The organism is Tannerella serpentiformis (assembly GCF_003033925.1).
Taxonomy (GTDB): Bacteria; Bacteroidota; Bacteroidia; order Bacteroidales; family Tannerellaceae; genus Tannerella; species Tannerella serpentiformis.
The window spans coordinates 1,580,231-1,599,760 of record NZ_CP028365.1 but is presented as its reverse complement, the minus strand read 5'-3'; the positions used below and the strand labels follow the sequence as shown (position 1 = coordinate 1,599,760).

The following is a 19,530-nucleotide window of genomic DNA, read 5'->3' as shown; positions in this document are numbered from 1 at the left end:
GATATGTCAATGCAGGCTGTATGCTTTTACAGCAAAAGCTATTTGCATATATCTGAGATTATATCGTATCACATTAAAATCATTCTATATACATAAGACTATAATGGGTTTTAATGTAAAAGCATTGCATATACACCTCCATTCGCCCCCAACCGGACGGCGGATGGCCCTGCGGACTTACGTTTAGGGGCGAACCAGCCGGGGGAAGCCTCGAGGGGGGCTGCGTTTGGGGCCAAACCGGCGGGGTGAAGGCCTGCGCCGCTCCCCTTTTGCGCTACTTTTGCCCGCAGATCATCACAGCAGAACGATTTCCCCCCCACGTATCAGATATGCAGAAACAACAGTTACAGCAAAGCCTGCAGCAACGCCTCTCACCGCAGCAAATCCAGGTGGTCCGTATGCTCGAGCTGCCCGCCTTGGAGATGGAAGAGCGCATCAAACAGGAGCTGGAGGAGAACCCCGCCTTAGAGGAAGGACGCGACCCGACCGAATCGGACGACGAACCCGCTACCGACCCGGACGACGAGATGACGGCGGAGGACAGCTCCCTGGCCGATCTGGGCGACTACCTCACGGACGACGACATCCCCGAGTATCAGCTCCGCGCCATGAGTAACGCGGAGGAGCGGCGCGAGGAGATCCCCTTTGCCGTCGGGCCCTCCATGCACGACCACCTCGAAGAGCAGCTCAGCCTGCGCTCACTCACGGAGCGCGAACGCGAAATAGGCCGTTACATCATCGGTAACATCGACGACGATGGCTACCTGCGCCGCGAACTCTCGGCCGTGGCCGACGACCTGATGTTCAAGGCCGGCATCGAGGCCAACGAGGCGGACGTGGAGGCTGTCCTACGCATCATTCAGGACTTTGAGCCGGCCGGTGTCGGTGCCCGTGACCTCCGCGAGTGCCTCCTCCTGCAACTGAAAAAGAAGCGCCCCACGCCCGACACCGCCCTGGCGCTGCGCATCCTCAACGAGCATTTCGACGCCTTCACCCGCAAGCATTACGAGAAGATCCGCCGTGCGCTGGACCTCGATGAGGCGGCGCTCAAGACCGTCCTGCGTGAGATCACCCGCCTCAACCCCAAGCCCGGTAACGGCTGGAACGAGGCCTCAGACACGGCCATGAACCGCATCACGCCGGACTTCATCGTGGACTGCCACAACGGCCAGCTCAGCCTCAGCATGAATCAGCGCGACGCCCCCGAGCTGCACGTGAACCGTGAGTACGCCGACATGTTTCGCGACTATCTCGGCAACAAGTCCAACCGTAGCCCGGAAATGCGCAACGCGGTGCAGTTCGTCAAGCAAAAGCTCGACGCCGCCCGCTGGTTCATCGACGCCGTCCGGCAACGTCGCGAGACACTCCAGCGCACCATGGAGGCCATCCTCATGCTGCAAACCGACTTCTTTCTCACCGGCGACGAAACGAAGCTCCGCCCCATGATCCTCAAGGACGTGGCCGAGCATGCGGGTTACGACATCTCGACCGTCTCACGCGTCAGCAACAGCAAGTATGTCCAGACCAACTTCGGCATCTACCCCCTCAAGTTCTTCTTCTCCGAGGGCGTCCTGAACGACCAAGGCGAGGAGATCTCCACCCGCGAGATCAAGAAGATCATGCGCGAGACGATCGACGCCGAAGACAAGCGCAACCCTGTGACCGACGAGGCCCTCTGCGCCTTGCTCCGAGCCAAAGGCTACACCCCTGCTCGCCGCACGGTGGCTAAATACCGCGAGCAACTCGGCATTCCTGTGGCTCGCCTAAGGAAGGAGCTGTGAGTAGAGGGTAGAGGGTAGAGAGTAGAGGGTAGAGGGTAGAGGGTGGAGGGTGGCGAAGTGCTTTCCGAGGGTGCAAACGCATCGCCACCGCTTCAAACCAAATATCTCACCCTACATTTGCCCGCGATAAATTTCACATTAATCAAACCAATAACACCATCATGAACTTTCCATCAGAACTGAAGTACACGAAGGATCACGAATGGATCCGCGTGGAAGGCGACACCGCCTTCGTAGGTATCACCGATTATGCACAGCAGGAGCTGGGCGAGATCGTATTCGTTGACATCGCCACCGAGGGCGAGACGCTGGCCAAGGACGAGGCCTTTGGCTCCGTTGAGGCTGTCAAGACCGTCTCTGACCTGCTCATGCCCGTAGCTGGCGAGGTGCTCGAAGTGAATCCCGAACTTGAGGATAAGCCCGAGCTCGTTAACTCCGATCCGTATGGCAAAGGCTGGCTGATCAAGGTGAAACCCGCTGACGTCGCTGAAGTAGCCGGACTCCTTTCGGCCGATGACTACAAGAACCTCATCGGATGACCCCACAAGTCAGCATCATCATGGGCAGCGTCTCTGACCTGCCCGTGATGAATAAAGCCGCCCAATTCCTCGATGAGATGGAGATCCCGTTCGAAATGAACGCCCTCTCTGCCCATCGTACCCCGGAGGAAGTGGAGCGATTTGCCAAAGGCGCCGAAGGGCGTGGCATCCGTGTCATTATCGCCGCCGCTGGCATGGCCGCACACCTCTGCGGTGTCATCGCTTCCATGACCACCCTGCCCGTCGTCGGCGTGCCCATCGCCGCCTCACTCGACGGCATCGACGCCCTTCTGGCCATCGTGCAAATGCCTCCCGGCATCCCCGTAGCCACAGTCGGCATTAACGGCGCACAGAACGCTGCCATCCTGGCCGCTCAAATGCTCGCCCTCAGCGACGAGGCGCTGGCCCGTCGACTGGCCAACTATAAGGAGGGACTCAAAAAGAAAATCGTCAAGGCCAACGAAGAGTTGGCCAGCGTCCAATTCAAATTCAAGACAAATTGAAACGACGACCTACCTCGGTAGTCGCCATTGGTAACACCCCGCTGGGCGGGGATTACCCCGTACGCATCCAGTCTATGGCCAACGTATCGACCATGGACACGGATGCGTCCGTCGTTCAGGCGATCAGCATGGCACGCGCCGGCGCCGAATACATCCGCTTCACCGCCCAGGGCATACGCGAGGCCCGTAACCTCGGCGTTATCCGTAAACGATTGAACGAGCAGGGGTGCCACACGCCCCTCGTTGCCGACATCCACTTCAACCCGAAAGCCGCAGACGTGGCCGCCGAGTTCGTGGAAAAAGTGCGCATCAATCCGGGCAACTACGTCGATGGCGCGCGCACCTTCCGCGCCGACTACACCGACGAAGACTTCGCCGAGGGCGTCCGCAAGATCCGCGAGCGCTTCGTCCCCTTCCTCCGCCTCTGCCGCGCACATGGCACCGCCATCCGTATCGGCGTCAACCACGGCTCCCTCTCGGACCGCATCATGTCGCGCTTTGGCGACACGCCCGAGGGCATGACCGAATCCTGCATGGAATTCCTCCGCCTCTGCCGCGAGGAGCAGTTTGACGACGTCGTTATCTCCATCAAAGCCTCGAACACCGTCGTCATGGTGCGCACCGTCCGCCTGCTTGTCCGCACGATGGATCGCGAGGGCATGCACTATCCGCTTCACCTTGGCGTCACCGAGGCGGGCAACGACGAGGACGGACGTATCAAGAGTGCCGTCGGCATCGGCGCCCTACTCACGGACGGCATCGGCGACACCATCCGCGTCTCCCTCAGCGAGCCACCCGAGGCTGAGATCCCCGTAGCCCGTGAGCTCATCGACCATATCAACCGCACACGTGCAGAAGAATACGCGCCCATGCCCGCCGATTACGTGGGCACAGAGACGGACTACTTCCGCCGCACACGTATGGTGGCCGACATCGGCGGCGGTCGCCAGCCCGTCGTCCTCGCAGAGTATGCCGATGGCGATCAGCCCGACGAAACCCTCCGCCCGGACTACCTCCGCCACCTGCCTGACGGCACATTCACGTCCACAAAAGACAAACGTCGCACAGTCCCCGCGCCCCACTTCGTGGAGCTGACACCGGACGAGCTGACCGACTCTCGCCTCGAGGCCCTCAACACGGACGAATCCTCCGTGATCATCCTCCGCAGCGTGCACACGGACAGCGTCAACGAGACACGTGCCGCCATCCTGCGCCTCCGCGCCGCAGCGTGCCAAGCGCCCGTCATCCTACGCCGCGACTACCACGAGACGGATCTCGATCGCCTGCGCATCGCTGCCTCAGCCGACCTTGGCGTCCTGCTCATCGACGGCATCGCCGACGGCCTCCTCCTCACCCAGGGCAGCCACAGCACGCCCGACACCGATCGCCTAGCCTTCGGCATCCTCCAGGCCACACGCCGCCGTATGAGTCGCACGGAGTACATCTCCTGCCCCGGCTGCGGCCGCACGCTCTACGACCTGCACCAGACGATCTCGCGCATCAAAGCCGCCACGGGCCACCTCAAGGGCGTCAAGATTGGCATCATGGGCTGCATCGTCAATGGCCCCGGCGAGATGGCCGATGCCGATTACGGTTACGTGGGCGCAGGCCCCGGCCGCGTCAGCCTCTACCGCGGCAAGGAGTGCGTCCTACGCAGCATCCCAGAGTCCGAGGCCGTCGATCGCCTCCTCGAGCTCATCGCCTCGGATCGCAAGTAACCCGCCCGCACATTATGGCTTAGGCCGACCTCCATCCATCGGGGGCCGGCCTTTTTTGTGCCGAAAAAGCTCACGCACCAGCTTGTATTAGCTCATTCTTCGCCTCGTCTTTCCCCTCCTCGTCCTTATTGAGCAGCGGCAGGGCGAAGATCCCGAAGAGGCCACAGAGCACGACCCAGACTGTCTGCACCGTGAAGACAACCAACGCAAAGGCGGCTGCATCGGTGCGATCTACGCCAAAAGCTACAAGCGTCGAGATGACCATAAAGTGCCACACACCGATACCCCCCTGCACAGGCACTGCCACACCGAGGCTGCTCATGGCAAAGGCGATCAGTCCGATGCGTATACCCAAAGGCGCAGTGAATTCGAAGGCGTAGAAGGTGGTGTAGAAGTAGAGGAAGTAGCCGACCCAGATGGCCAGTGTCTGGAGCAGGAAGCGCCCCTTGTGCTCGATCGTCCAGAGGCTGCGCACGCCTTCCCAGACGTTTAGCAGCATCTCGGTCAGCTTGCGGACAAGGGGTAAATGCTTCATGCGCACGAAGACGAACCATGCGAGCACCACGGCTCCGACCAGCCCGACGTACGTCCACGGGGAGCGGACGAGGGTGATCAGCGTCGCAACCAGCGTCGGGGGATTCTCAGCGAAGAAGTGGCGGAAGAAGCCGATGTTGAAGACACCGAGGCTGAGCGTGAGCAGGCCCACCATGAGCGTATCCATGATGCGATCTACGAAGAGCGTGCCTAAGAGCTTGGTGAAAGGCACACGCTCGTATTTGGCCGTCACACCGCAGCGCCAGATCTCGCCCACGCGCGGCAGGGCCATATTGACGGCGTAGTTGCCGAGGACAGCAAAGACGACGTTGCGCCGACGAACACGTCGGCCGAGCGAGTCGATAAGCAGCCCCCAGCGGAAGCCACGCGTCACGTTGGCGGCTAAGCCGAAGAGCAGTGAGAAGAGGAGGATATCGTAGCGCACGCCGCCACGGATCACGTCCATCATGGCGCCGAAATCTTGTTCGCGATAGAGATACCAGAAGAGAAGCCCGCCCAGCAACAGGGGCAACACGATCTTAACGGTCTGATTGACGATCTTTCTTACGTCCATTATAGGGTTCTGTTTGATTGGCCGGCAAAGATAGGCGCCTTTGCTGCGTGGGGACGGGGCGGGGCGGCTGCGGCCGCCGGCGAAGTTTGCCAGCTACCGGCCTCGACAATTCGGGGCGGTTTGGTTTTATCCCGTACCCCGCTGCACCTTTGCGGCCCCAAATTTTTACGTGGAATATCATCAACATGAATAAGGAATATCAGCGAAGCGACCTGGAGGTGATGGCACCGGCCGGGTCGTACGAGTCGCTCATGGCCGCCATTCAGGGCGGAGCCGACTCGGTCTACTTTGGCGTCGAGGGGCTCAACATGCGCGCAAGATCGTCCAACAACTTCACCACGGACGACCTCCGACGCATCGCCTCCACCTGTGCCGACCACGGCGTGAAGAGTTACCTGACCGTCAACACCGTCCTCTACGACGCCGATCTGGACACCATGCGGCGCATCATCGACGCCTCGCTCGAGGCCGGCGTCTCGGCCATCATCGCTGCCGACGTGGCCGCCATGAGCTATGCCGCCGACATCGGTCAGGAGGTTCACCTCTCCACCCAGCTCAACATCGCCAACGTCGAAGCCCTGGCCTTCTACGCCCGCTTTGCCGACGTGGCCGTCCTGGCCCGCGAGCTCAATCTGGATCAAGTCAGCGCCATCCATCGGGCCATCCGCGAGCGTGACATCCGCGGGCCCAAGGGTGAACAGATACGCCTCGAGATGTTCTGCCACGGTGCCCTCTGCATGGCCGTCTCCGGCAAATGCTACCTCAGCCTGCACGAGATGAACGCCTCCGCCAACCGCGGCGCCTGCAACCAAATTTGCCGCCGCAGCTACACCGTCCGCGACCGCGAGACGAACCACGAGCTGGACGTCGATAACGCCTACATCATGTCGCCCAAAGACCTCAAGACGATCCATTTCCTCAACAAACTCATCGACGCCGGCGTGCGCGTCTTCAAGATCGAGGGCCGCGCGCGGGGGCCGGAATACGTGCGCACCGTCACGGAGTGCTACGCCGAGGCCGCCACGGCCTGCTGCGACGGCACCTTCGACGAGGCGCGCATTGCCGCCTGGGACGAGCGTCTCTCGACCGTCTTCAATCGTGGCTTCTGGAACGGCTACTACCTCGGCCAGCGCCTCGGCGAGTGGACCCACCGCTACGGCTCCAGTGCCACGCGCCGCAAGGAGTACGTGGCCCGCGGCGTGAAGTACTTCGGCGGCATCGGCGTGGCCGAGTTCGAGATGGAGAGCGGCTCGCTCAGCGTCGGAGACGAGGTCGTGATCACGGGCCCCACCACCGGCGCCGTCTTTGAGACCATCCGCGAGATTCGAGTCGACCTCCAGCCCGTGCAAACCACTTCGAAGGGCGAGCGATTCTCCATCCGCACCGCGGAAAAGGTTCGTCCCTCCGATCGACTCTATAAAATGGTCCCCGTTAGCCCTGCCTAAGCTCGTCGATGAGCCTCCCGCGGCGCGTTCGGGGATATGCAGCGAAATGGGGTAGGTGAATTTATCGTGTTTCGAATATCAGCCGTCGTATAGGCTCCGAAACAGCGTCTGTTTGCTAATCTATACCACGTATAGCTCTACAAACAGACGCTGTTTTGCTATTCATAAGGCGTAATGCTCCAGAAACAGACTCTTTTTCATATCTCATACGCCGTATAGGCATATAAACAGAGTCTGTTTCCAACTCCATGCGTCGCATCGGCCCACAAACAGAGCCTTTCGGAGGGCCTTATTCAGGTAGAGCATAAGAAACAGCATCTATTTTCAGACTCTTACGTCGTATACATAAAGAAACAGACTCTATTCGCGGATTCATACCGCGTATGAGATACAAAACAGCCTCTGTTTATGAGCCTATACGGCGTATGAATTAGGAGAAAGAGGCTGTTTGCGAATCTATACGGCGTCTACATTCCAAAAAAGAGCTATTCAACCTACTCTTTTTTTCGGCACCTCCCTAAACTTGACGCGTTTGGCAAGACTTTTTCGCTGCGGATCCCCAAACTCGACGCGTTTAGCTCTTCGCAATCGCCGCGCACACCTTTACGAGACGCGTTTAGCTCTCCGCAATCGCTGCGCACACCTTTACGAGACGCATGAGGCTGATCGCCGTCGGTTGCCCCACCTTTACGCATCAAAGGAGGCTATTCGACGGAGCGTGCACCACCGAAATGCGCCGCGTGTTTGGCATCGGCCAACAAAAAAGCCAAGGACTGAATCAATCAATCCTTGGCTTTGCTTTTCGGTACCCAGACCCGGGGTCGAACCGGGATGGAAGTGAATCCACTGGTGTTTGAGACCAGCGCGTCTACCGATTCCGCCATCTGGGCCTTCGTGGAAGACGCCGCAAATATAGGCGCATTTCTCAGATCACGAAAGCCGGAGGGCGATGGCGGGAGATTCGGGGCGGGGGTTACTTCTTTTTTGACTGCGTTTTGCTGTACTTCTCGGCCAGAGCTTTGGCGCGGGCTACACGTTTGCCATCGTCCGGGTGAGAGGAGAACATCTTTTGCACCGCCGACTGCTTGGCGCCACCGGAGAGGTCGGCCAACTTCTGCAGTCCGTTAGCCAGACCGTAGGGGTCGAAGCCAAGCTCGGCGCATTTCTTGATGCCGTACTCGTCCGCGGCCGATTCTTGCTTCTGCGAGAACTGGGCGCTGAGGAAGGCTTGGGTGAGCTTGTTGAGCTGCGTGTCGGAGAGCCTGTTGGCGGTGTTGCTGACGGCGCTGGCGGCATCGATGAGTCCGGCCGTCATGTAGGCCTGCTTCATGGCGTCCTTGACGTCGGTGTTGGCTACGTGACCGAGCTCATGGCCGATGACGCCCATCAGTTCGTCGTCGTCCATGATGTCCATCAGCGAGCTGAAGACGCGGACGCTGCCGTCGCCCGAGGCGAAGGCGTTGATGTCTGTCACGAGATAGACCTTGAAGTTGAGCGGCATGCCGTTCACCTCCTTGAAGCCCTTCGTGAGGCGGGCCAGGCGCTTGGCATACTCTGAGTTGTCCTTGGCCACTTCGTTGTGTTTGTCCATCCACTCGACCGACTCGTGGCAGAGGTTGTAGATGTCGGCATCGCTCAGTGTGACGGCCTTGGCCACCTTGCTGACGGCCTGAGTGGCTTTGTCGAGGTTGATGCTCTTTCCGCCGATTCTGATTTGCGCTTGAGCGGCGGTCAGGGTCATGGCTAAGGCCATGAAGAAGATCATTTTTTTCATAGGTCAAATGTCTAATTTGAGTGAGTAATACATTGATTATTTGTGCTGCAAAGATAGGAGAGGATCATTCCGCGAGTCGGCGCGTGAGGGAGCCGAAGAAGGAAGGGGCACGCTGGCGCTCCTTAGCCTTACGGGTCATGTCGAGCACCGTCTCGTAGGGCAATTCACCCACTCGGCGCGGGCGGGGACGGAAGTGCGGAGAGAGCAGACTGCGTGTGTCGTCATAGCCTTGGAAACGGAGCGCGGCGAGATTGGCCATCGTGTAGGGCAGATCGACGGTGGAATAGGGGCGCGTGAGGTCGAATCGCAGGTCGGGCCGCATACGCCTAAAGTCGGGCGAGAGCCAGACGAGGAAGGGCACCTCGCACATGTAGGACGTGACCTTCTCGTACGCATGCCCGTTGAAGGGGCGGAACTCGTTCACCTCCTCGCCGTGGTCGGAGAAGTAGATCAGGGCGGCGGGTGTGTGCTCACGCTCGATGCGGGCGATGAGTGTGGAGAGGAGGTAGTCGTTGTAGCGGACGGAATTGTCGTACTCGTCGACGGTGGTGCGGGCCTCGGGTGTGAGGTCAGGCTGGGCGTTGGGCAGCGTGTCGTTGAGGCGCGTGAAGAAGTCGAAGTCGGCGGGGTAGCGGTATTTATACCCGATGTGACAGCCCATGAGGTGTAGCACGATCAGTTTCGGACGATCGCTGGGGGCGGTCAGGGCTTGCTCGAAGGGCGGCAGGAGGATGCCGTCGGGGGCCTTGCGGGCGGAGAGGTCGACGGTGTGGTCGGCCAGCTTCAGGAAGGCGTCGTAGCTGGACGAGCCGTCGAGCAGGGGCTGATTGCTGATGACGTACGTCTCGAATCCGGCACGGTTGAAGAGCTCGATGAGCGAGGGGTAGGTGGTGAGGCGTTCGGGGTGGTCCCAGTCGGCGAAGGTGAGCGCGGCGCGGAGCACGGGGATGGTGTGCACCTGTGGCGAGACTACATCGGTATAGACCGAGAGCTCACCGCGTCGGGCGGAGAGCAACGGGTTCGTGTCGCGAGGATAACCGTAGAGCGACATGTGACGTCGGGCATGCGATTCACCGATGACGAGCACCACGAGCCGCGGCGTCTTGTCCGGTTGCGTACGCACCTCGAACGGCAGCGTATGCCGACGGGCTAGGGCGCGCTCCTCACGGAAGCGACCGATCTTATAGTGGGCAAAGACACGATAGAAGTCCACGAAGTAGATCCGTTGCGCCACGGGCCGGACGGTGACGAAGAGCAGGGCCACGAACACCAAGGCGAAGAAGGCGTACTTGTGGCGGCGGATGCGGAAGAAGCGCTCCGGCTGCTTCATGCGACAGATCATCACGATCGGCGTGAGCACGAAGAGCGTGACGGCCGTCACGAGCCAGGGATTGAGGTAGGCGATAAACTCCGAGGCCTCGTCGGTGTTGGTCTCGAAGATCGACGTGATGGTGCCGCCCGAAAGGAGCACATGGCCGATGAAGAGGTAGCCAATGAGGATGGTGCCGGGGATGATCGTCACGGCCAACAGCAGGGAGTAGAAGATCTTCAGCCCCCGGGTGGTCATAAACGAGGCAAGCAAAAAGACGACGCAGAGCAGCAGCAAGCTGAGGCCAATGCCCACGGCTACGGCACTGAGCGAGAGGTTCTGTGCCAATAGACTCAGCACAGGCACAGGCATGAGTACGTAGAGGAGGAAGAAGAGCTGCAACTTCCTTTCCTTGAGTATTTGCAAGAGGGTCTTCATATCTATGGATAGCGTAGTTATGCGCCCCTAAAGGCGCGGCTGCAAAACTACCTGACGAGTTTATACATCCCACCGGGCAGGGTGGCCACGAGGCCGTCCATCTCCAGATCGAAGAGGATGGCCATCACCTCCCGCACGGAGAGGTCCGTGAGGCGTGCCAGGTCGTTGATCTGCGTCGGCCCCTTGGCGCGGAGCACACGCGTCACGGCATTGTCCGGCAGGGGAGGCTCGGCCGTCGATGGACGCTGTGAGGTGGACGGAGCCGAGGCGCTACTCGTTGCTTTCACGCGCTTCTCCGACGGCGCCCACCCCATCATCTCACAGAGATCGGCCGGCGAGGAGATCAGCCGCGCACGCCGTTCGGCGATGAGGTGCAGACAGCCCAATGAAAGTTCGTCCGTCACACGCCCCGGACAGGCAAAGACCCGTCGCTGATAGCCTTGGGCATAAGCCGCCGTCGAGAGGGCGCCGCTCCGGACGGGCGACTCGATGATGACCGTCGCATCGGCCAGGGCGGCAATCAGTCGGTTACGCCTGAGGAAGTTTTCGGGCACGGGGTTCGTCCCCGAGGGATAGTCCGTCAGCAGGCCACCGCGCAAGGTCATGTCTGCCGCTGTGGCACGGTGAGTCGCTGGATAGATCCGATCCAGCCCATGCGCCAACACCCCGACCGTGGGCAGCCCCGTACGGAGCGCGGCACGATGGGCACAGACGTCAATGCCATAGGCCAGTCCGCTGACGATGACGATCGAGGCGTCTGTAGCCGCCAGCTCCTCAACGATTCGGGTGGCCAGGTTGGTGCCATAGTCCGAGCAGCGACGCGTACCCACGATGCTGACGATACGCGCAACGTTGAGGTCGGCCGTGCCACGATAATAAATCACCGGCGGTGCGTCCAGGCAGGCACGCAGTCGGTTGGGGTAGTCGCTGTCTGCGAGGGTATAGATACGGATGGCATGATCCGTGGCAAAGCGCACTTCCTGCTCCGCACGCCGCAGGGCCTCGTCGCGTTCGGCCACGATGCGCTCGGCCATCTCACGTCCCACGCCCTCCACTTCGGCCAGTTGCGGAACCGTGGCGCCGAGGGCAGCCTCAGCCGAACCGAAATGCTTTTGCAGCCAGCGGAGGGACATGTCGCCCACGCCATAGATTCTCTTCAGTGCGATTAAAGCGATGCGTTCGTTGTCCATGTGATACGGTCTCCTTCCTTCGATTAATCTTTAAGCAGCTGATCGAAATACTCACCGCGCGTCAGCTGTCCACCCTCGACGGCCACAGTCTCCACACGCCCCGAAACGACATGCACACCGTCGGGCAGCCGATAGAGATCTTGCAGAAAGATCAGCTTCACGCCCTCGCGCCGCAGGTTCATGCACGACCGAAAGCGGTCGCCACTACGCAGCGCATGGCGGTAGCGGATGTCTACCCGCGAGACAAACACATCCACGCCGCGATCATGCAGTCGGCCGAAGTTCTCCCCCAGCGATTCTAAGAATTCATGGCGCGTATGCTCCATATAATGTTGATAGTTGGCGTTGTTCACCACGCCTTGCAGGTCGCATTCATAATCGCGCACCTTCATCTCCAGTTCAAATCGATATGTACTCATAGGGTTTTGTTTGACAGACCAAAAGTAGGCAGAGCCGCGTATCGGAGCGCTATGGGTAGCGCAATAGCGGGGTTATTATGCCCCATGAGCATGCCGGCAGACATTCTGCCGCGACCATCACACCCCATGAGCACGTCGGCAGACATTCTGCCGAGACCATCACACCCCATGAGTGCGTCGGCAGACATTCTGCCGCGACTATCATACCCCATGAGTGCGTCGGCAGACATTCTGCCGCGACTATCACACCCCATGAGTGCGTCGGCAGACATTCTGCCACGACTATCACACCCCATGAGTACGTCGGCAGACATTCTGCCGCGACCATCACACCCCATGAGTACGCCGGCAGACATTCTGCCGGGGCCATCATGGCCTATGGGAACGCTGGCGACACTGTCGCCGGGGCTATCATGGTCGATGGGAACGCTGGCGACACTGTCGCCGGGGCTATCATAGTCGATGGGAACGCTGGCGACACTGTCGCCGGGGCTATCATGGTCGATGGGAACGCTGGCGACACTGTCGCCGGGGCTATCATGGTCGATGGGAACGCTGGCGACACTGTCGCCGAGGCTATCATGGTCGATGGGAATGCTGGCGACACTGTCGCCGGAGCTATCATGGTCGATGAGAACGCTGGCGACACTGTCGCCGGGGCCATCATGGTCTATGAGAACGCTGGCGACACTGTCGCCGAGGCTATCATGGTCGATGGGAACGCTGGCAACACTGTCGCCGAGGCCATCATGGTCTATGGGAACGCTGGCGACACTGTCGCCGCGACTATCATGGTCTATGGGAACGCTGGCGACACTGTCGCTTTCGTCCTATTCATCGCCAGCAGCTCATCCATTAAATCAGATGTATTGCTCAAGGGGGGGACTTTGTGTTGGCCGCCGAGCTTGCCGTGGCTGCGGAGCCAGTCGAAGAAGAGGCCCGGGCGGGCGGGGATGATCTCGGGCGGCTGGAGGGAGATCTCTTTGTAGCGCTTGGCGGCGTAGTCGGAGTTGAGGGCTTGGAGGGCGGTGTCGAGCGAGGCCGCAAAGACGTCGAGCGATGTGGGCGGGGTGTCGAACTCGATGAGCCAACGGTGGCGACCCTTGGCGCGGTCGGTGAGGAGGTAAAGCGGCGCGGCGGTATAGGCGCGGACGGTGGCAGAGGTGACCTCCGAGGCCTGACGGATGGCGCGTTCGGCGTTATCGACCATGAGCTCTTCGCCGAATGCGTTGATGAAATGCTTCGTGCGACCGGTGATGAGAAACTTATACGGGCGGAGGGAGGTGAAGCGGATGGTGTCGCCGATGAGGTAGCGCCAGAGGCCGCCGGCGGTGGTGATGACGAGGGCATAGTTCTCGCCCGTGCGCACCTCTTCGAGCGGCAGGACGGCATCCGGCGGGATGGGACTGCCATCGGTGGGCAGGGCGGTGATGGGGATGCACTCGTAGAAGATGCCATAGTCGAGCATGAGCAGGAGGCTGCGGTCGGTGGGCTCGGACTGGAGTCCGAAGAAGCCCTCGGAGGCGTTGTAGGTCTCCATGTAACGCATGTCGGACGAGGGGATGAGGCGGGCGTAACGGTTGCGGTAAGGCTCGAAGCCGACGCCGCCGTGGAAGAAGACTTCGAGGTCAGGCCAGACCTCGAGGAGGGTCTGCGCGCCAGCGTCACGGATGACGGCTTCGATCAGGACGAGCATCCAGGAGGGTATGCCGGAGAGGCTGCCCACGTGGGCCTTGCGCGTGCTCCGAACAATGGCGCGGATCTTGGCCTCCCACTCGTCCATGAGGATAATGCGGCGCGAGGGTACGCGAATCAGGTTGACGAGCGGGTTGAGATTTTGGAGCAGTACGGCGGAGAGGTCGCCGCAATGTGCGCGGGCGTTGAGGGGCGAAGGGCTATGGCTGCCGCCAAGGATGAGTCCTTTTCTGTCGAAAAAGCGGGAGCGGGGGTTGTTGCGGAGGTAGAGGGCGACGGTGTCAAATCCGCCGGCGTAGTGTGCCCGGCGGAGGATGTCTGGGGTGACGGGGATGTATTTGCTGCGTGCGTCGGTCGTGCCGCTGCTCTGTGCGAACCATCGCGTGGCTCCGGGCCAGAGCACGTTGCGCTGGCCGTCGATCATGCGTCGGATGTAGGGTTGCAAATCCTCGTAGGCGCTGACGGGGACCGCCCGTCGGAAGGCCTCGTAAGCGTCCGACTCGACGGGCATACGGTCGAAACAGTGCACATGGCCCCATTCCGTCTGTCGGGCGGTGCGAATCAATTGGCCGAGTTGCCGGCGCTGGATGGCGTGGGCCTCCGTGGCGTAAGTCTCAATGACGCGCGCACGGCGTAAAAACAAAGGACGTAGGAGGGTGGTGAGCATGGAATCGAAAAGCTAAAAACTAAAAGTGGCCGAATACAAGATGGTTTCGTATCCGGCCGGGGGCTTACTAAAGATATTGGGAGATCATATGGTTGTTGCTGATGTATCTAACGAGATAGTGTATCTCGCCATTTACCCTGTAGCGAGTAAAGAAGACATACCACTGTGTGGCTTTGCTTTTTCGGAACGCAGCATAATACAGATGCTCTCCGTATCGGTTGAAGCGTGGCGGGGCCTTCTTGGCCGGCCTTGTCGGCAGGGTGTCACGTATATCGAAAATCAATTCTCGCACATATCTAATAGCCGACTCTTCAAAGCCAAAGTATTCCTTTTCAAAGAGCACCTCCATCAACTCCCGGAGGTATTGCCGCACTTCAGGTAGGAAGAATACCATCATGCATACGTCGTGTGTTCCCGAAACATTTCTCTAATGTCTTTCTCCACGCCGACCAGCAGCTCTTCTGCATGAATCGCCCGACGCAGCTCTTTGTCCGGCGCTAAATACGTCTCGTCAGTTGATACGAAAGACTCGCCCTTATCGGCCAAGTCAAACGCTTGATCCGAACGGGAGGTGAACTCTTGGGTGGTGAAGTTTACTGTTGCCATGATGCTTCGTTTTGAGGATGAATGGATGGGACAAAGGTAGAGGGGGAGGTGGAAAGCGAATAGGGGCGGAGATTTACTATTTGTCGTCGTAATGGCCTTCGACGTCAATGACGAGCACGGTGACTGTCTCGTCGTGGATGTCGTAGATGATGCGGTCGTGGGCTGAGAGGCGCCGCGAATAGGTGATGTCGTTGCCGCCTCTAAGGGGCTCTGGGTGGCCGGTCCCTGTACGAGGATGATCAGCTAACTCGTGATATATCCTTTGATACTTCTTGAACAGCTGCGGATTAGACTTCTTCCACTTCCGAATAATCTTATCCGCATGGTCTGAGATATCGATTATGTATCTCATAGACTATCAAAATATCGATCGATTTCCTCGTGCGTTGTCAGCCTGATGCATTTTCCTGCACGCTGCTCTTCTCTTGCGCGATCGATTTTGGCTTGTAATTCGGGTGTAATGCCCGATGACTCTTCGGTGAAGGGAATGAGCCTATAAGCTCGTCTGCGGCCGCGACGGATGATCACCTTTTCGCCCTTATCGGCCAAGTCAAACGCTTGATCCGAACGGGAGGTGAACTCTTGGGTGGTAAAGTTTACTGTTGCCATGATGCTTCGTTTTGAGGATGAATGGATGGGACAAAGGTAGAGGGGGAGGTGAAAAGCGAATGGGGACGGAGACTATGGCCGAGTATCCGGCAAACTTGGCTGGCGTCCCTGACGCCTTTAGAAGTCTGCACTGACGCGAAGGTTGAGTTGGCGGCCGGTGAGGTAGTTGGGAACGGCGTAGCGGTGGTTGTAGACGTCGGTGATCCAGTAGTAGGAGCCGGTGTTGTAGATGTCGAGTAGGTTGAAGACATCGACACCGATCCAGAGGTTCTTGAAGTGACGCAAAAGGCCGCTATCCATCACGCGACTCTCGCCACCGACGAGCTGATAGGTGAAGCCGATGTCGACGCGACGATAGGCAGGCGTACGGAAGGTGTTGCCAGTGTAGCCTTGTCGCGGAACAGTGACGGGAAGGCCACCGGTCAGAACGCCGCGCAGGTTGACCATGGCCCGGCGATAGCCCGGGAAATAGTCCTGGAAATAGAGCGAGAGGTTGTAGGCCGGACTGTTCGGCAGGGGCGCATGTACGGTCGGCTGACCCGTGCGGTCGATCGTCTGGCGGGCTTGCATAAGCGAGAGGCTGATCCACGAATCGGCGCCGGGGACGAACTCGCCGAAGAGCTTCGTATCCCACCCGACGATGTAGCCCCGCGCGCAGTTCTCACCATAGTAGCGGATCTTGACGTTGTCCACCGTGTAGGGATTGATGCGGCTGAGGTGCTTGTAATAGACCTCGGACGAGAGTTTGAAGTTGCGGCCGCCGACCTTGAAGCTATAATCGCCTCCGAGGATGAAGTGGATGGAGCGCTGGGCTTTCAAATCGCTGTTGAGGCGCACGACGGTATTGCCGCCGGCATCTTGTTCCTCCACACGCAGTTCTTTATAGAAGGGCGACTGCGAATAGAGTCCGGTGGCCAGGCGTAGCGTGATGTCTTGGTTGGCTGTGGGGATGAAGCCGACGGAGGCGCGAGGGCTGATGAGCAGTTCGCGATTGTAGCTCCAATAGGTCGCGCGCAGACCGGCAATGACGGTGAAGAGTCCTTGCGGGGTGCGAAACTTGATCACGTCTTGTGCATAACCCGAGCCACGCATGCTGCTGAGGCTATTGTTAGAAAAGAGGTTGGCGATGACGTTCACCTCGCGGCCCGTCTGCGGCAGCGAATAACCCGATGAGTCGTGGCTCTCCCATTCGCTGATGCGATCCACGAAACGCTCCGACTGGAGGCCGGCGCCCCACTTGAGTGTATGAAACGACGACAACTGCGAGAGGCCATAGACGCCGACATGCGCCACGGTGGCCTGAAGGCGGTTACGGGCGTGTTCGTGATACGACGCCAGCGAAAGCGACGAGGCTTCGCCGGCCGATTCCTCCCCCACTTTGTCGAGGCGATAGGCGCCCTCGATGTCGTAGCTCTCCTCCTCGTTCGAGCGGAAGGCGAAGGCTTGCAGACCGACTTCCGACTTGTCGCTGGGCGTATGCTTGAGCGTCAGGGCACCGTAGTAGGTATCGAAGCGGTCGCGCTCACGGCCGTCGAAGTAGACGTGGAAGACGCGCTGCTCCTCGGTCGTGCCGAAGCGTGTTTGTAGCTCGATGGGGCGGTAGGAGTAGTGGTTCGAAGCGATGTTGCCGAGGAAGTTCACCTCCCATTTCGGTGCCGGGCGGTAAGTCATAAACGTTTGCAGATCGACGAACCGCGGCTCGTATTCGGCCCGCGAGTCGGCGTCGCTGAGCAGCGAGCTGGACATGCGGTAACGGATGCCCGTGACTTGCGTGAAGCGTTTGCTGGCGCTGCCCACATAGGCGTTGGCCGTGCTGAGCGTGGGGTGCGAGGAGGCCAACATGCCGAGCGTGGCGGCGCCCTCCCATCCCTTGGGCCGCTTGTACGTGATGTCGAGCACGGAGCTCATCTTGTCGCCATAGCGCGCCTCGAATCCGCCGGCCGAAAATTGTACTTGCTCCGTCAGGTTGGGGTTGACGAAGCTCAGCCCCTCCTGCTGGCCGGAGCGAATGAGCAGCGGGCGGAACACTTCCATGCCGTTGACGTAAACCATATTCTCGTCGTAGCTACCGCCGCGAACGGAGTACTGCGAGCTGAGTTCGTTGTTTGACGACACGCCGGCGTACGTCACCACGAGGCTTTCGATGCTGCCGCCCGAAGGGTCGGGCAGGACTTTGAGCCGGTTAGCGTCGAGATGCTCCATGGTCGTCGTTTGTCGGCGCGTGGCCGTGACGGCGATCTCGCCCAGCTCGAGCGCCGCGGAGGTCAGCTGCACGTTCACGCGCATGTCGCCAGCGGGCCGCGGGATGATGCGCTCGGCCTTGTGGTAGCCAAGGCAGGAGAAGACGAGCACGACGGAGTCCGTCGGCGCCACGGTGAGCGAATAGAAACCCTTCTCGTCGGTCATGGCGCCGTTCATCGTTTGCTTGACTTGCACCAGGACCAGCTCCACGGGGTTGCCGTCGGCGTCGCGCACGTTACCGGAGATCTTGATTCGCTGTGCCCACGCCGTCGTGAGGCTCAGGCAGAGGCTGAGCACCGTGGCCAGCAGGCCGCATCGTGTAAATCGTCTTTTACTCTTCATCCTATTTATCTATTGTGTAAACCGGTTCCTTAACGGGCGAACGAGGGGAAACGTATGTATCGCCGGCCCCTCGACGCCGCATCTTTTCGCCCGAAATGGCTGCAAACCTCTTTTCGGTCGTTTCGGGTGACCCGAAATGGCCACAAACCTCTTTTTGGTCGTTTCGGGCGACCCGAAATGGCTGCAAACCTCTTTTTGGTCACTTCGGGCGACCCGAAATGGCCGCAAACTTCTTTTTGGTCGTTTCAGGCGACCCGAAATGGCCGCAAACCACTTTTTGGTCGTTTCGGGCGAAAAGATGCGATTCCGAACCTCCTCCGCATCTTTTCAAAAGATAGATTGAGGGGTGGAGAGGGGCGGAGATTTATAGCCAATCGGTCGTCATTAAGAATAGCCGCCTCTCCTGCCGGTAGGGTAGGGGCGTATCGCATACGCCCCTTTAGACGGCCCGCAGGGTCGAATACAGATACCGGCATTTGCCCCTTCCGGGACATTTGTAGGGCGTATGCAATACGCCCCTACCGCGCTACGTGTATTCATCCCTTGCGCGCACCGGGCAACTACCCTCTACCCTCTACTCTCTAAAATCTCACCACCCGAACGCCTTGTCGGACATCCATGTGCCCTGCACCTTCATCGTCTGCTCGATCACTTCGCGGGCGATGCCGTCGCCGCCGGCCAGTGGTGAGATGTAACGGGCGATGCGCTTGATCTCCGGCGCCGCCGTACTGGGTGCAATGGGCAGCCCGACGCGACGCATCACCTCATAGTCCGGGATGTCGTCGCCAGCGAAGGCCACTTGCTCGTCCGTGAGGCCCGTCCGGCGGAGGAAGTCCTCATAGTCGATGATCTTGACACTGCTGCAGAGGTAGATGTGCTTCACGCCGAGGTGCTCGAAGCGGCGGCGGATGTTCTCCGTGTAAGCGCCCGTGATCAGGCCCACCTCGTAGCCGTGTCGGACGGCCAACTGCAACGCGTAGCCGTCTTTGATGTTCACCGTGCGGGCCGGATCACCGTTGTCCGCCAGCGGGATTTTGTCGGACGACAGCACGCCGTCCACGTCGAAAAGAAACGCCCGTATGCGGGTCAAATCGTAAGGAATCATTGTTTGAAAGTGAAAAGTGAATAGTGAAAAACGAGAAGAGC

At 59.7% G+C, this 19,530-nt stretch carries 18 protein-coding genes and 1 tRNA gene; 5 read left to right on the top strand and 14 right to left on the bottom strand.

What is annotated here, in order from left to right; genetic code table 11:
• Window positions 1–329: 329 nt before the first annotated feature.
• The 4 genes from rpoN (at window position 330) to ispG (ending at window position 4,541) form a co-directional block, all read left to right on the top strand.
• On the top strand, window positions 330–1,781 hold the full coding sequence (gene rpoN, locus C7123_RS06590; RefSeq protein WP_069176216.1) for an RNA polymerase factor sigma-54: 1,452 nt from the start codon (window positions 330–332) through the stop codon (window positions 1,779–1,781).
• A 161-nt stretch (window positions 1,782–1,942) separates the two neighbouring features.
• Window positions 1,943–2,320, top strand: a complete 378-nt coding sequence (gcvH, locus tag C7123_RS06585; protein ID WP_069176215.1) for a glycine cleavage system protein GcvH — start codon at window positions 1,943–1,945, stop codon at window positions 2,318–2,320.
• Entirely contained in the window at window positions 2,317–2,823 is a 507-nt protein-coding gene (purE, locus tag C7123_RS06580; protein ID WP_069176214.1) for a 5-(carboxyamino)imidazole ribonucleotide mutase, read from the top strand. Before gcvH ends, purE begins: the two co-directional genes overlap by 4 nt.
• Window positions 2,820–4,541 (top strand): (E)-4-hydroxy-3-methylbut-2-enyl-diphosphate synthase, encoded by a 1,722-nt coding sequence (ispG, locus tag C7123_RS06575; protein ID WP_107490614.1) that lies wholly within the window; start codon window positions 2,820–2,822, stop codon window positions 4,539–4,541. The genes purE and ispG overlap by 4 nt, the downstream gene beginning before the upstream one ends.
• Before the next feature lie 70 nt (window positions 4,542–4,611).
• Here the strand turns inward: ispG and C7123_RS06570 are convergent, their stop codons facing one another.
• On the bottom strand, window positions 4,612–5,649 hold the full coding sequence (locus C7123_RS06570; RefSeq protein WP_069176212.1) for a lysylphosphatidylglycerol synthase transmembrane domain-containing protein: 1,038 nt from the start codon (window positions 5,647–5,649) through the stop codon (window positions 4,612–4,614).
• 185 nt (window positions 5,650–5,834) lie between these two features.
• On the opposite strand from C7123_RS06570, the gene C7123_RS06565 reads away from it, so the two are divergent.
• Window positions 5,835–7,094: a peptidase U32 family protein gene (locus tag C7123_RS06565; RefSeq protein ID WP_069176211.1), complete on the top strand. Its 1,260-nt coding sequence runs from the start codon at window positions 5,835–5,837 to the stop codon at window positions 7,092–7,094.
• A gap of 806 nt (window positions 7,095–7,900) precedes the next feature.
• Here C7123_RS06565 and C7123_RS06560 read toward each other — a convergent pair.
• The 13 genes from C7123_RS06560 to C7123_RS06500 form a co-directional block, all read right to left on the bottom strand.
• Window positions 7,901–7,984 (bottom strand) — tRNA-Leu (locus C7123_RS06560).
• 83 nt (window positions 7,985–8,067) lie between these two features.
• Window positions 8,068–8,868, bottom strand: a complete 801-nt coding sequence (locus tag C7123_RS06555) for a M48 family metallopeptidase (protein WP_069176210.1) — start codon at window positions 8,866–8,868, stop codon at window positions 8,068–8,070.
• A gap of 64 nt (window positions 8,869–8,932) precedes the next feature.
• Window positions 8,933–10,615: a sulfatase-like hydrolase/transferase gene (locus tag C7123_RS06550; protein WP_069176209.1), complete on the bottom strand. Its 1,683-nt coding sequence runs from the start codon at window positions 10,613–10,615 to the stop codon at window positions 8,933–8,935.
• A 47-nt stretch (window positions 10,616–10,662) separates the two neighbouring features.
• Window positions 10,663–11,805, bottom strand: coding sequence for a DNA-processing protein DprA (gene dprA, locus C7123_RS06545; protein ID WP_069176208.1), 1,143 nt, complete (start codon window positions 11,803–11,805; stop codon window positions 10,663–10,665).
• 23 nt (window positions 11,806–11,828) lie between these two features.
• On the bottom strand, window positions 11,829–12,224 hold the full coding sequence (locus C7123_RS06540; RefSeq protein ID WP_037986440.1) for an acyl-CoA thioesterase: 396 nt from the start codon (window positions 12,222–12,224) through the stop codon (window positions 11,829–11,831).
• Window positions 12,221–12,580 (bottom strand): hypothetical protein, encoded by a 360-nt coding sequence (locus C7123_RS06535; protein WP_069176207.1) that lies wholly within the window; start codon window positions 12,578–12,580, stop codon window positions 12,221–12,223. Before C7123_RS06535 ends, C7123_RS06540 begins: the two co-directional genes overlap by 4 nt.
• A gap of 440 nt (window positions 12,581–13,020) precedes the next feature.
• The gene (locus C7123_RS06530) at window positions 13,021–14,586 is read right to left on the bottom strand and encodes a GH3 auxin-responsive promoter family protein (protein WP_069176206.1); all 1,566 of its coding nucleotides are present in this window, start codon (window positions 14,584–14,586) and stop codon (window positions 13,021–13,023) included.
• A gap of 67 nt (window positions 14,587–14,653) precedes the next feature.
• Window positions 14,654–14,983: a hypothetical protein gene (locus C7123_RS06525; RefSeq protein ID WP_037986445.1), complete on the bottom strand. Its 330-nt coding sequence runs from the start codon at window positions 14,981–14,983 to the stop codon at window positions 14,654–14,656.
• Window positions 14,980–15,192, bottom strand: coding sequence for a hypothetical protein (locus C7123_RS06520; protein WP_069176205.1), 213 nt, complete (start codon window positions 15,190–15,192; stop codon window positions 14,980–14,982). Before C7123_RS06520 ends, C7123_RS06525 begins: the two co-directional genes overlap by 4 nt.
• Before the next feature lie 76 nt (window positions 15,193–15,268).
• On the bottom strand, window positions 15,269–15,544 hold the full coding sequence (locus C7123_RS06515) for a type II toxin-antitoxin system YoeB family toxin (protein WP_069176204.1): 276 nt from the start codon (window positions 15,542–15,544) through the stop codon (window positions 15,269–15,271).
• A complete protein-coding gene (locus tag C7123_RS06510; protein WP_069176203.1) occupies window positions 15,541–15,801 on the bottom strand; it encodes a hypothetical protein in 261 nt (86 codons plus the stop codon). Before C7123_RS06510 ends, C7123_RS06515 begins: the two co-directional genes overlap by 4 nt.
• 117 nt (window positions 15,802–15,918) lie before the next feature.
• The gene (locus tag C7123_RS06505; RefSeq protein WP_069176202.1) at window positions 15,919–18,384 is read right to left on the bottom strand and encodes a TonB-dependent receptor; all 2,466 of its coding nucleotides are present in this window, start codon (window positions 18,382–18,384) and stop codon (window positions 15,919–15,921) included.
• A 589-nt stretch (window positions 18,385–18,973) separates the two neighbouring features.
• A complete protein-coding gene (locus C7123_RS06500; RefSeq protein ID WP_037983559.1) occupies window positions 18,974–19,489 on the bottom strand; it encodes a KdsC family phosphatase in 516 nt (171 codons plus the stop codon).
• Window positions 19,490–19,530 lie beyond the last annotated feature (41 nt).

Excerpts from the sequence above, each read along its gene's own strand:
- C7123_RS06505 (WP_069176202.1), bottom strand. The coding sequence starts at position 18,384 with ATGAAGAGTAAAAGACGATTTACACGATGCGGCCTGCTGGCCACGGTG.
- rpoN (WP_069176216.1), top strand. The coding sequence starts at position 330 with ATGCAGAAACAACAGTTACAGCAAAGCCTGCAGCAACGCCTCTCACCG.
- dprA (WP_069176208.1), bottom strand. The coding sequence starts at position 11,805 with ATGGACAACGAACGCATCGCTTTAATCGCACTGAAGAGAATCTATGGC.
- C7123_RS06550 (WP_069176209.1), bottom strand. The coding sequence starts at position 10,615 with ATGAAGACCCTCTTGCAAATACTCAAGGAAAGGAAGTTGCAGCTCTTC.
- C7123_RS06520 (WP_069176205.1), bottom strand. The coding sequence starts at position 15,192 with ATGGCAACAGTAAACTTCACCACCCAAGAGTTCACCTCCCGTTCGGAT.
- C7123_RS06570 (WP_069176212.1), bottom strand. The coding sequence starts at position 5,649 with ATGGACGTAAGAAAGATCGTCAATCAGACCGTTAAGATCGTGTTGCCC.
- C7123_RS06500 (WP_037983559.1), bottom strand. The coding sequence starts at position 19,489 with ATGATTCCTTACGATTTGACCCGCATACGGGCGTTTCTTTTCGACGTG.
- purE (WP_069176214.1), top strand. The coding sequence starts at position 2,317 with ATGACCCCACAAGTCAGCATCATCATGGGCAGCGTCTCTGACCTGCCC.
- gcvH (WP_069176215.1), top strand. The coding sequence starts at position 1,943 with ATGAACTTTCCATCAGAACTGAAGTACACGAAGGATCACGAATGGATC.
- C7123_RS06535 (WP_069176207.1), bottom strand. The coding sequence starts at position 12,580 with ATGTCTGCCGGCGTACTCATGGGGTGTGATGGTCGCGGCAGAATGTCT.
- C7123_RS06540 (WP_037986440.1), bottom strand. The coding sequence starts at position 12,224 with ATGAGTACATATCGATTTGAACTGGAGATGAAGGTGCGCGATTATGAA.
- C7123_RS06555 (WP_069176210.1), bottom strand. The coding sequence starts at position 8,868 with ATGAAAAAAATGATCTTCTTCATGGCCTTAGCCATGACCCTGACCGCC.
- C7123_RS06565 (WP_069176211.1), top strand. The coding sequence starts at position 5,835 with ATGAATAAGGAATATCAGCGAAGCGACCTGGAGGTGATGGCACCGGCC.
- C7123_RS06530 (WP_069176206.1), bottom strand. The coding sequence starts at position 14,586 with ATGCTCACCACCCTCCTACGTCCTTTGTTTTTACGCCGTGCGCGCGTC.
- C7123_RS06515 (WP_069176204.1), bottom strand. The coding sequence starts at position 15,544 with ATGAGATACATAATCGATATCTCAGACCATGCGGATAAGATTATTCGG.
- C7123_RS06525 (WP_037986445.1), bottom strand. The coding sequence starts at position 14,983 with ATGATGGTATTCTTCCTACCTGAAGTGCGGCAATACCTCCGGGAGTTG.
- C7123_RS06510 (WP_069176203.1), bottom strand. The coding sequence starts at position 15,801 with ATGGCAACAGTAAACTTTACCACCCAAGAGTTCACCTCCCGTTCGGAT.